Annotated in this window: 8 protein-coding genes; 4 read left to right on the top strand and 4 right to left on the bottom strand. The window is 64.7% G+C overall.

Features of this window, described 5'->3' with window-relative positions; genetic code table 11:
- Window positions 1-256 precede the first annotated feature (256 nt).
- Window positions 257-679, bottom strand: coding sequence for a CBS domain-containing protein (locus tag HOP58_RS16945; RefSeq protein WP_234260966.1), 423 nt, complete (start codon window positions 677-679; stop codon window positions 257-259).
- A 229-nt stretch (window positions 680-908) separates the two neighbouring features.
- On the opposite strand from HOP58_RS16945, the gene HOP58_RS16940 reads away from it, so the two are divergent.
- The gene (locus tag HOP58_RS16940; protein ID WP_234260965.1) at window positions 909-2468 is read left to right on the top strand and encodes an alpha/beta fold hydrolase; all 1560 of its coding nucleotides are present in this window, start codon (window positions 909-911) and stop codon (window positions 2466-2468) included.
- Window positions 2465-3337 carry an alpha/beta hydrolase gene (locus HOP58_RS16935; protein ID WP_234260964.1) on the top strand — a complete coding sequence of 291 codons (873 nt, stop codon included), beginning with the start codon at window positions 2465-2467 and terminating at the stop codon, window positions 3335-3337. Before HOP58_RS16940 ends, HOP58_RS16935 begins: the two co-directional genes overlap by 4 nt.
- On the opposite strand, the gene HOP58_RS16930 is transcribed toward HOP58_RS16935, so the two are convergent.
- Entirely contained in the window at window positions 3224-4507 is a 1284-nt protein-coding gene (locus HOP58_RS16930; protein ID WP_010626705.1) for an acyltransferase family protein, read from the bottom strand. The two genes, HOP58_RS16935 and HOP58_RS16930, sit on opposite strands and share 114 nt — an antisense overlap.
- A 162-nt stretch (window positions 4508-4669) precedes the next feature.
- Here HOP58_RS16930 and HOP58_RS16925 point away from each other — a divergent pair, with 162 nt between their 5' ends.
- A complete protein-coding gene (locus HOP58_RS16925; RefSeq protein ID WP_234260963.1) occupies window positions 4670-8302 on the top strand; it encodes a S41 family peptidase in 3633 nt (1210 codons plus the stop codon).
- A gap of 36 nt (window positions 8303-8338) precedes the next feature.
- Here the strand turns inward: HOP58_RS16925 and HOP58_RS16920 are convergent, their stop codons facing one another.
- Window positions 8339-8668, bottom strand: coding sequence for an antibiotic biosynthesis monooxygenase (locus tag HOP58_RS16920; protein ID WP_010626703.1), 330 nt, complete (start codon window positions 8666-8668; stop codon window positions 8339-8341).
- Window positions 8669-8775: 107 nt separating this feature from the next.
- Here HOP58_RS16920 and HOP58_RS16915 point away from each other — a divergent pair, with 107 nt between their 5' ends.
- Window positions 8776-9936 carry an MFS transporter gene (locus HOP58_RS16915; protein ID WP_234260962.1) on the top strand — a complete coding sequence of 387 codons (1161 nt, stop codon included), beginning with the start codon at window positions 8776-8778 and terminating at the stop codon, window positions 9934-9936.
- Between the two features lie 7 nt (window positions 9937-9943).
- On the opposite strand, the gene HOP58_RS16910 is transcribed toward HOP58_RS16915, so the two are convergent.
- Window positions 9944-11176 (bottom strand): DUF3422 domain-containing protein, encoded by a 1233-nt coding sequence (locus HOP58_RS16910; RefSeq protein ID WP_234255226.1) that lies wholly within the window; start codon window positions 11174-11176, stop codon window positions 9944-9946.
- Window positions 11177-11246: the final 70 nt, after the last annotated feature.

Below are 11246 nucleotides of genomic sequence, written 5' to 3'. Positions count from 1 at the left end.
GGGGCGGCAATGCGTAAGCTGATCCATATCGCTTACGGGGTCCTCAAGACGCAAACCGAATATCGGCCACAAACCGCCTGATGGGGCATTTGTGGCCGGTTAGGAGAGATGGTATCTAGGCCTCATCAATGAAATGCCTCATCAATGAAATGCCTCATCAATGAACCTGGGGCGCCGGCCCGATCTCGGCGCAGCGCCCCAATGAAATGAGCTGGATTTCAGCAATATCGAGCAGAGTCTCAGTGCTGGCGCCGTTTCAGTGATAGTGCTTGCTGCAGTTGGCGATCTCACGAGCCATGTCGTCGTCATCGCAGCGGTTGGCAATGTCGCCGAGCGTGACCACACCAACGAGACTCTTGTCGTCCTGATTGTTGAGCACCACCAGACGCTGCACCTGCTGCTCGCGCATGTTGCGCAGCACGTCCTTCACGTCCTGCTCTTCGAAGGCGTACAGCACGCTAGTGGTAGCAACGCTGCTCGACTTCTCGTCCGGGCTCTTGCCTTCGGCCAGGGCGCGAACCGTGAGATCGCGATCGGTCACGGTGCCCACGATCCGGTCGTTCTCCACTAGCGGCTCGAAACCGGAGTTGTCCTTGCGCATGCGCTCGGCGACTTCACGAATGGATGCATCGGCACTGCAATAATCGGGACGCTTGGTCATGACTTCGCGTACTTGCATGTTCCACCTCCTTTTACGAAACGGTGTACGGCCGAGGACGTACAGCTTCCTGCATAACCCCCTTATTCCGAAAAGGTAGTAATGCACTACGCGCCCATCAAAACGATTTATGTCTTCGTTTATTGCCCAGGGTTACCCAAGTTATCCGCGTTGACGCTCCCGCTCCGACTGCTAGCTTGACTAGCGAAGCCCGGCCCATCGGCTACCCGCGAACAACAAGGAGAGCGCCATGAAAAGAAGGGAATCTTGCGCCTGGCACTGGCTTGGGGCCGTCCCGCTGATTGTGCTTCTCTCTTCACCGAGCCACGCTCAAGATCAGAGGGAAGAAGACGACCTCCCCCGCCTGGAAAGCATGCCGTGCCCCACCGAAGCCCTAGAGGCGCTGGGTGCGACCTGCCACACCTTTCATGCACCCGAGAACTGGCAAGAACCCAACGGCAATCAGGTCTCCTTGCCGGTAGCCGTCATCGAACCCGAGACCCCGGCTGACGAAGCGCCGCCGGTATTCTTCTTTCCCGGCGGCCCGGGCTACTCCTCTCTCGCCAACCGCGACTATCTGGAACAACTGCTGAAGGACATCGGCGAGCGCACCCTGGTAACCATGGACCATCGCGGTTTCACTCATGCCGAGCCGGCGCTCGAGTGTCCCGACTATGCAGCGGTTTCGCCTTATCACAACATTCTGCATACGCCGGCGATCACCGCTTCGCTGGAGCCGATGCATCGTCTCTCCATCATCACGACCGAAGTGCAGGCGTGCTATCGCAAGCTGATCGACGAAGGCATCGATGTCAGCCAGTACAATGCGCACGCCGTATCACGTGATGTCGACGAAATTCGCCAATTGCTCGGCTACGAGCGCATCGACGCCTTCGGCTCCTCCACCGGCAGCGGCACGCTAGCCTCGTTCATCCAGTACCATCCTGAGAGCATTCGTGCCGCCATCTTCGGCTGGCCCTGGTTCAATCATCTGCGTAACCGCCCGCCAGTCGATGAGCTCTACACCGCCAAGCAGACCTTCACCGACGTACTGGCGCTGTGCGCTGCGGAAGACGAGGCATGCCGGGACATGTTGCCGAACTGGATGCAGGCCTTCGACCGGGCTCGGCGGACGCTGGATAGACGCCCCTTCGTGGCGCATGTCGAGCATGGCGAAGAAGGTGAGAAGGCGCTGTACTTCGACGGCGCCGCCCTCGTCGATACTCTCTATCTGACGCTGGCCTCCGACTATGCCGAGTTTCCCAGCCTGGTAGCCGACATCAAAGCCGGGGATTACTCGCGGCTCGAGGCCTTCTTCCGCATCGAGGACTACGACCCTGAGCCAGAGGCCCCTGCTTATGCACTGGGCTATTTCCTGGCTCACGTATGCAGCGACATGGGCAGCAACCGACCCAGCCAGGATGACTCCATTGCAGCCGTGCAGCGCGAACCTGCCGTGCTGGGATTCGAGCCGCCCTGGCTTTGCGCCTGGTGGGGAGAGGATGGCGACGTACCGGCCGAGCACAACGATCCCCCCGTGAGCGAAACACCGGCACTGGCGATTCACGGACAAATGGATCCCTGCTGTGGCACCCGCTGGAGGCAGCACCTGCAGCTCACCATGCCCAATCTGCAGTACGTCGAAATGCAGGCTCTTGGGCACAACCCGGTCAACGAGTGCCGCTCCACGATGATCCAGGCATTTCTCGACGATCCTCATCAGCCCGTCGATGCCAGCTGCCGCGACGAAGTCGAACGCGAGCCGTGGGTAATCGAGCCCCCCGATGTGGCGGCAGAGGAGCGTTCATGAGCGAACCGGCAACTCCCGGCTGGATCCTGCTGCGCGGGCTGGTACGCGAGGCACGCCATTGGGAAGGCTTTCCCGAGCGCCTGGCCCAGGCGCTGCAACAGCCGGCCAGGGCGGTGGATCTTCCCGGCAACGGGGCGCACTGGCGCGAAGCCAGCCCGGCTCACATCGACGGCATGGTCGATGCGCTACGCCGTGAGTTGAACGCGGCGGGCAGCCGTGGCCCGCACCGGGTGCTGGCGATCTCGCTGGGCGGTATGGTGGCGCTGCGCTGGGCACAGCGCTTTCCCACCGAGGTGGAGTGTCTGGTGCTGATCAACTCAAGCCTGCGTGGCACGGCTCCCTTTTATCAGCGCTTGCGCCCACGGCAATACCCACGCCTGCTGATGGCCTTGCTGCTGCCTCTCAGTCATGAGCAGCGCGAGCTCGCGATTTTGCGCATGACCACCCGTCAGCAGAGCGACCTGCACGGCGTGGCGCAGCGATATGCCCGCTGGCAACGCGAAGCGCCGGTGAGCAAGGCCAACCTGATGCGCCAGTTGCTGGCCGCCGCGCGAGGGTTTCCGCTCCCCCGGGCTCTGCCCGGCTTGCCGGCCCTGGTGTTGACCTCGAAAGCCGACCAGATGGTGTCATGGCACTGCTCGCGGCGCATCGCCGAACGCTGGGGCTGGCCACTGCAGTGCCACCTCAGCGGCGGTCATGATCTGCCGATCGACGATCCGGAGTGGGTCATCGCAGCCATACGCCAATGGCTTGAGTCAGGCCTGGCGGGGCGAGCGCAGCAGCCAGGCGGCGAGCGCCACCAGGGGCAGGCCGATGAGCGCCCCGGGCAGAGCGCCCAAGCCAAGGCTGACACCCAGCCCAAGCAGTAGCACCGTGCCGCCCGAGACGATGCGATACGTCCCAGTCGCGGGTTCGACATGCTGCTTGCGATAGCGCTCGAAGAGCAACACCGCAATCATCACCGGCACCACCATCAGCGCACACAGCCCGATCCACTCCAGCCGGCCGACCCAGAACCCCGGCTCGCCCGGCATGCCGGCGTCGATGGGCCAACCCAGGCGTTGCCCCAGCCAGGCGGCCGGCAGTTCGGCCAGCTTGTGCCACAGATAGAGCTGCAGCCCGAAGGCACCGATCATCGCCATCCAGCGCCCCAGGTGCTGACGCTGCAGAAAGCGCCGCACCGGTGTCTCGAAGAGCACCACCAGCCCCACTTGAAACCACATGACGCCAAGCAGCGCCAGGGTCGGCGGCAGCAGGTTGGTATCGCCGCCCGCATCGCCGTTGACCATCGAAGGCGGATAGCCAAGGGCAACGGCGGCCAGCAGCCAGGCCAGCCCGAACAGCATCAGTGCGGCACCGGTACGCCGACCGCTGAAGCGGCTATTCCACCAGGCAATGCCGAGCTGCTGCGGCAACAGCCAGAAGAACAGCGTGTTGATCCAGGCGAAATAGTCGTGCTCCGCGGTCACCAGCCGCCCCAGTATCAGCCACTCCTCGAAGGCAGCGGGGCGCGAACGCAGCAGATCCACCACGGCAATGGCAGCGATCAAAGCTGCCGCCGACCACAAGCCAAAGCGGCGGTCGGCCCAGACGGAGAGCGGCAGCACCAGTTGAACGCCCAGCAGGATCAGCAGAAACCACAGGTGCACGGTCAGCGAATGATTGAGCGGCCCCAGCACGCCATCACGGGTGAAGAAGGAGATGCCAACGAATACGGATAGTACGGCCAGGTAGGTCACGGTGGGGCGGGCCAGCCCCAGCGCGCGGGCAGACCACCAATGCAGGTGAGGATCGCCAGCGCGATAGCGCTCCCACACGCCTTCCGAGCTCACCGCCGCGGAAACGAAGATGAACAGCGGTACGACCTGCACGATCCAGGTGAAATAGCCTGCGGGTGGCCAGGCATCGAGGATGTGGCCGGTCTCCACCAGCATGCCATGCTCGATTCGCGGCAGTGTGGCAACCCAGTGCCCGAGCACCACGATCAATAGCGCAACCGCACGCAATGCATCGGGATATGGATCGCGTGCGTCACTCATGCCCCCTCCTTCCCTGAACGGTTGGCGAAACGCGCGCTTTCGGGCGAAAGCCTAGCGCAAGGCCTTGCATCAGACCAAGCCGATCGATTCGTATTCGAAGTTGGCCATGATCGTTGCTACGTTGTGGAAGCATGGCATCGGCATTTAAGGACAGGTTCAACAATGCAAGGACTCCGCGCCCTCCGAACGCCCCTGTGCATCAGGGTGCGTCGCGCTTCTCTGTTGACGCTCATCGGTGGTTTGCTGGCAAGCTTACCGGCCGCCGCCCAGGCTCAGTCGGGGCAGGTCGGCCTGCCGCGCTTTCCCTCCGTCAGTCCCGACGGCTCCGAGATCCTCTTCAGCTGGCGCGGCGACCTGTGGCGCGCCTCGACGGACGGCGGCACAGCGGTACGCCTGACGCGCCACAACTACGACGACCTGCACTCCAGTTGGAGCCCTGACGGAGAGTGGGTCGTATTCGCGTCGATGCGCGACGGCTACCTCAACCTGTGGCGCATGAATCGCGACGGCAGCCAGCTCACGCAGCTCACCTACGGCGACCAGCACTTGCGCAATCCCACCGTCGGCCTCGACGAGGACGGCGAGCCGGTGATCACCTTCTCGGGTACGCTCGAGGCCGACGTGTACCGCGACCAGCGCCCCTATCGGCTCTCGCCGGAGGGAGGCGAATATACCCGGTTGCACGACGCCTTCGGCTCCGAACCGCAGCTCTCCCCGGATGGCCGACACGTGGTGTTCACCCGGGGCGGGGCCTATCACGACTGGAACCGTCGCCACTACCGCGGCCCCGATGCCATGAACGTCTGGCTGCACGAACTCGGCAGCGATGACTTCGAACCGCTGACCGAACGCGACGGCGACGACGGCATGGCGCGCTGGGTCGACGAGAGCACGCTGCTGTTCATGTCCGACCGCGAGGACCAGACCGTCAACCTCTACCGTATGGAGCTGGATGCCGAGCGCACCATCGAAAGACTCACGCAATTCGATGAGCGCGACCTGGAGTACTTCTCCGTTTCGCGCGACGGCAGCACCGCGGTGCTGCAGGTGTGGGACACTCTGTTGAAGCTGGACCTGGAACAGCCGGACGCCGAGCCCGAACCCATCACCCTGCGCGCACCGGACGACGGGCGCGATACCCATAGCCTGCGGCGCATCGATCGTGACGTCAGCGAGGCGACCCTGAGCCCGGACGGCCAGACCATGGCCTACATCGCCTATGGCCGCGTCTACGTGCGTCATGTGGACGAGCAGAGCCCGACGCTGCTGGTCACCCCTGGCACCCACGCCCGCCATCACAGCCTCGCCTGGTCTCCCGACGGCCTGAGACTCTACTTCGTCAACGACGCCGACGGCAGCGAGTCGATCTATCAGGCGCGGGTCACACTGACCCGGGACGAGGTGCGCCGCACCCATGAGCGACAGCAAGCGCGAGGACGCCCATCGGTTCGCCACTGGGATGGCTCCCCCAACGTCTCGCTCGCTTCGGAAGGCCCCGGCGCAGACCCTGACCTGCCCGATGAACCGGAGCAGGGGAACGACTACGATCCCGACCTGGCCCTTCGCGGCGAGGAACCCGAGGATCCCTTCGCCCCGCAGGATCCCGGCTTCATTCTGGACCCGGTGCTGATTCCCCAACCGGGTGCCCCCACCGACGTGCCGCCACCGCCCCAGGAACCTGCCGTGGAAGTGGAAAGCATTCCCGAGGAAGAACTGGAGGAAGAGCTGCCCGACGACCTGCCGGCGGACCGCGACCCAACCCGCTGGCACGATGCCATTCAGTTCGAGGTGAGTCCGGTGGTGGCCGAGGAGACCAATGACCGCGAGGTTTCACCCTCGCCCGACGGACGCTCCCTGGCCTTCCGCCGTGGGCGCGGCGACCTGGTGATTCGGGACCTGGAGAGCGGCGAGGAGCGCACCCTGGTCGAGGGTTGGGACAGCTTCATGCAGTGGCGCTGGTCGCCCGACAGCCGCTATATCGCCTATTCGCAGAACGATCTCGACTTCAGCGCCAACATCTTCGTGGTGCCGGCTGATGGCTCGGCGGAGCCGGTCAACATCACCCGCCATCCGCGCAACGACCTGAATCCGCGCTGGTCGGCGGACAGCCGCAAGCTGACTTTCATTTCCAATCGCTCCGGCGAGAATTACGACCTTTACCGGGTCTACCTGGATCGCGAGGTCGAGACCTATACCCCGCGCGAGCTCACCAGCTATTACCGCAGCGCAAGGGAGGCGGCGCAGGCGCTTTCACCGCTGCCGGTGACGGACGATGGCGATAACGAGGCGGCGGACCAGGACATCGCGGAACTTGAGCTCGACGACGCCTGGCGTCGCATCGAGCGGGTGACGGCCTCACCGGCGCATCAGACCGCCAACGAGATGACCCCGGGCGGGGACCGTTATGTCTTCAACGCCGGCGGCGAAGGGCTGGTGGCCATGAACTGGGACGGCAGCCAGCGCACCCGCATCGGGCCGCAAGCCAACGTTCAGCACCTCAACATCACCGGCGAGCAAGTGGTCTACATCGTCAACGGCCGTGTTGGCGTGGCCAACCTCTCCGGCAGCGGCTCTCCCCGCTATATGGACATCTCCGACCGGCTACGCATCGACCTGCGTGAGCAGTCGCTACAGAAGTTCCACGAGGCGGCGCGGGTCATCGGCGAGAACTTCTACCGCACCGATCTGAAAGGGCTGGACTGGCCCGAGGTGGTGGAAGACTACGCCGCACTGATTCGCCGTGCGCGCACGCCCAGCGAGTTCAGCGACATCACCAACCGCCTGATGGGTGAGCTGGCAGCGTCGCACATGGGCGTATCCAACCCGGGGCCGGTGTCGGCGCTGCGCGAGCCCTCGGGTCGGCTGGGTATCGAGCACGAGAGAATCGTCTCACAGCAGGACGGCCGCATCGGCTTTCGCGTCACCGAGGTAATTCCCGAAGGGCCGGCCAGCCGTGGCCCCATGCCGCTGGCGCCGGGCGACGTCATCACCGAAATCGGCCTGCGGCCCATCGAGGAGAACGAGACGCTGCTGCAGCGCCTGCGCGGACAGGTGGATCAGGAGGTCATCATTACCTTCGACCGCCCGAATGCAGACGGCTACACCGAATATCGCACCATGCTGCAGACGGTCGGTCTGACGGAGCTGGCCCGGCTCAGGTACGACGCTTTCCGCGAGGAAAGCCGCAATCGTGTCGAGGAGCTCTCCGACGGGCGGCTCGGCTACTTGCACATTCAGGCCATGAATCAGACCTCGCTGGAAGGCTTCCAGGGCGATCTTTATGCTGCGGCAGAAGGCAAGGACGGCCTGATCATCGACGTGCGCAACAACGGTGGCGGACACACCACCGACCGCATCCTCACTTCGATCATGGCCGGCGAGCACGCCTACACCATTCCCGCCGGTGCCGACCGTGGCGCGACCGGCCACTACCCGCAGGACCGCCTGGACGCCCCGCGCTATACGCTGCCGATCAACATGCTGGCCAACGAGAAGAGCTACTCCAATGCCGAGATCCTGGCCCACGCCTTCACCACGCTGGGGCGCGGTAGGCTGGTGGGGCAGCAGACCTACGGCGGGGTGATCTCCACCAACAGCCATACGCTGATCGACGGCGCCACCGTACGGCGCCCCTTCCGCGGCTGGTACCTACCCGACGGTACCGACATGGAGCACAACGGCGCCATGCCGGATCTGCTGGTGGAGCAGACACCCCAGGACGAAGTGGCCGAACGCGACCGGCAGCTCGAACGAGCCGTGGCCGACCTGCTCGAGCGTATCGACGGAGAGGAGTAACGACCGCCCCGGCGCCCAGGGCGCCGGGGCGGTCCGCTATGAATCGCCGAAAGAATACTCTCTCTCGACCCTGGCAATTCGCACCTTGTAGGCGGCGTACCACTCGCTGCGTCCGAGCCGCTGGGCTTCGCGGTGCTCGACCTGCTGCTTCCAGCGCTGGATCGACTCCAGATCCTGCCAGTAGGAAACGGTCACCCCGAGCTCGTCCCGTGCCGACTCGACGCCCAGAAAGCCCGACTGCTGGGCGGCCAGTTCGACCATGCGTTCGGCCATGATGCCGTAACCGTTGTCGCCGGCGGTGCGGATTGAGGTGAAGATCACGGCATAGTAGGGTGGCGGCGGAGTATTGGCTGGCAAGCTGCTCATGCAATTCTTCTCCCAGGGTTTCACAACCCGACTATACTCGACCGCTCGTGAGCGAACGAGGCGGCTTGAGGTGCCTCGTCCAGGGAAGGTCATACAGCGGAGTTTTCATGCAAATCTTGCCGACCTCCCCCCAGGTTCGGGTCACGCTGTCCTATTTCGTCACCTTCATCGCCATCGGCATGTGTGCCGGCTTGCTGGGCCCGGCGCTGCCGCACCTGGCCGAGATGACGGGATCGAGCATGGGGCAGATCGGTATCCTGTTCACCGCACGCGCCCTTGGAACCATGCTGGGCTCGGTGCTCTCCGGCGCACTGATCGACCGCTTCGACGGCCACCGCGTATTGGTAGCCATGCTGCTGCTGATGGCGGCAGGCCTGTTCGCCGCTCCGTTCTCCCCGGCCCTGATGCTGCTCACGGCCGTGATGTTCCTGCTGGGCATGGCCGAGGTCTCGGTCAATGCCGGCGCCAACACTCTGCTGCTGTGGAATCACGGCCCGGCCTCGCCCCCTTGGGTCAGCGCCCTGCACTTCTGCTTCGGCCTGGGCAACATGCTCGCTCCCCTGGTCGTGGTGGCGGTGCTCTACCTGCAGCTCTCCTTCGCCTGGGCCTTCTGGTTCGTCGCGCTCTATGCGGTAGTGCTCAGCGTGCCGCTGCTGCGTCGTTCAAGCCCGCGCCCACCGGACGACACGGCAAGCGACCGCCCCGCCCCACCGCCCCACGACGGCGTGCGGCTGGCGATCTTTCTGGCGATGTTCGGCCTCTACGTGGGCCTGGAGATCACCTTTGCCGGGTGGATCACCGCCTACGGCATGCTCAACGGCCTGGCACCGGGCGATGCGGCGCTAATGGTAACGCTGTTCTGGCTGACCCTGTCGGCCGGTCGACTGCTGGCGATCCCGCTGGTGCGGCGGCTGTCGCCGTGGAATGTGTTGCGCGGCTGCCTGGCGCTGGGCTTGTTCAGTGCGCTGGCGCTGCACTTCCTGTGGCTACCACTAGCGCTGGTGGCGCTGCTGTTCGGCCTGGCCTGCTCGGCCATCTTTCCCATCCTGTTCGGGTTGAGCCATCAGCTGATGACCCTCAACGGACGCACCACCGGCTGGATCTTCCTGGCCAGCGGTACCGGTGGCATGACGCTCCCTTCGCTGACCGGCCCGCTGCTGGAGCGAGCCGGCACCGGTGCCTTCCCCTTGCTGCTGGCCGCCCTGGTCGGCCTGCTGAGCCTGGGCCTCGTCGCGCTACGTGCGCGTGTCAGGCGTAGCGGACACTGACACCGTCTCAGTGGCGCTTTACCCGCCAGATCCGCCACGCCAGCAACCCAATGATCAACCCGCCCAGCGGAGTGAGCACGGCCGCCGCCAGATACGGCTGGACCTCGACGCCGAGCCCCTTGAGGCTCTCGAGCCCCAGTTTGAACAGGCTGAAAATGTAATAGCTGATGACGATGATCGAGAGCCCCTCCACCGCCTTCTGGATCTTGAGCTGGATACTGGCCCGCTCATTCAGGCTATTGAGAATACTGGTGTTCTGCTCCTCGATCTCGACCTGGGCACGGGTGCGCAGCAGGTCGTTGAGGCGGGCGGCGCTCTCGGCCAGGCGCTGCTGACGCTGATGGATGGCCGCACAGTAATGTACCGTGGGCCGAAACCGGCGCAGGATGAAGGTGCCCAAGCGCGGACAGTCGCCGACTCTCGCCTCTCTCAACTCCTCGATGCGGGTGAAGACGATACGCGCATAGGCATCGGTGGCGCTGAAGCGCTGGCGTGAGCGGCTACCGCTGCGCTCCAGCCGGGCCGAGAGCTGCGACAGCGCCGTCAGCAGCGGGCGCGGGTTGGCCTCCGCCTGCTCGGCATTGCGGTCGGAAAGCTCGCCCAGCTCCACCTCGTAAGCCTGCAGCTCCAGCGCCAGCTCCTTGGCCAGGGGCAGCGAGAGCGAAGCCATCATGCGGTAGGTCTCGATTTCCAGCAGGCGGCGCACCATGCGCCCGAGGCGAAAGGCATTGAGGCCCGCGTTGAGCAACAGCAGGCGATTGACGCCATCGTCGCCGAGGCGAAAGTCGCTCCACACCGTGGCATCGCCACCGCCCACCTGAGAGCCAGCCGGGTCGGCGAAGCCGTAGGCCTCGGCGCTGCCCCGCCAGGTATCGCCACCTTCCGCCAACACCAGCGTGGCATTGATCAGGGTCGCGCTGCAGGCATCGACGACCTGCGCCAACCAGGCCGGTGGCGCCGGCCATGGCTCGCCTCCCGGTGCCTTCGGCACCATCAGGGTGAGGGTGGAGAACTCGGTGTGCCGCTCCCACTTCAGGACCGCGTTATCAAGGGTGACGATCTGCTGAACCCGCTCGGTCTCGAAGGCAAGGCCTGTGGTCTCACTCAGGCTCGCCAGCAGGCCGGCATGCTCCTCGGCGTCGGCGAGGAAGGCGTAATGGTGGACATGAGCCGGTTCCGCGAAGTAGATCGACGGACGGGCGTGCAGCTCATTGTGCAGATGTTGGCGCTGTGGGTGCATTGCTGGAGAGCCTGAAAGAGAGCGAGCCTTGAGACTAAAGTCTGCAAAGCACTTCGCCAACCCCGCTTTC

This window comes from Halomonas sp. MCCC 1A11062 (genome assembly GCF_021404355.1).
Lineage (GTDB): Bacteria > Pseudomonadota > Gammaproteobacteria > Pseudomonadales > Halomonadaceae > Halomonas > Halomonas aerodenitrificans.
The sequence above is the reverse complement of the archived record's forward strand: the minus strand, read 5'-3'. Positions and strand labels throughout refer to the sequence as shown.

What these genes read in the sequence shown, in the direction of transcription:
- HOP58_RS16940 (WP_234260965.1), top strand. Translation starts at nt 909, where the DNA reads ATGAAAAGAAGGGAATCTTGCGCCTGGCACTGGCTTGGGGCCGTCCCG.
- HOP58_RS16925 (WP_234260963.1), top strand. Translation starts at nt 4,670, where the DNA reads ATGCAAGGACTCCGCGCCCTCCGAACGCCCCTGTGCATCAGGGTGCGT.
- HOP58_RS16945 (WP_234260966.1), bottom strand. Translation starts at nt 679, where the DNA reads ATGCAAGTACGCGAAGTCATGACCAAGCGTCCCGATTATTGCAGTGCC.
- HOP58_RS16920 (WP_010626703.1), bottom strand. Translation starts at nt 8,668, where the DNA reads ATGAGCAGCTTGCCAGCCAATACTCCGCCGCCACCCTACTATGCCGTG.
- HOP58_RS16910 (WP_234255226.1), bottom strand. Translation starts at nt 11,176, where the DNA reads ATGCACCCACAGCGCCAACATCTGCACAATGAGCTGCACGCCCGTCCG.
- HOP58_RS16935 (WP_234260964.1), top strand. Translation starts at nt 2,465, where the DNA reads ATGAGCGAACCGGCAACTCCCGGCTGGATCCTGCTGCGCGGGCTGGTA.
- HOP58_RS16915 (WP_234260962.1), top strand. Translation starts at nt 8,776, where the DNA reads ATGCAAATCTTGCCGACCTCCCCCCAGGTTCGGGTCACGCTGTCCTAT.
- HOP58_RS16930 (WP_010626705.1), bottom strand. Translation starts at nt 4,507, where the DNA reads ATGAGTGACGCACGCGATCCATATCCCGATGCATTGCGTGCGGTTGCG.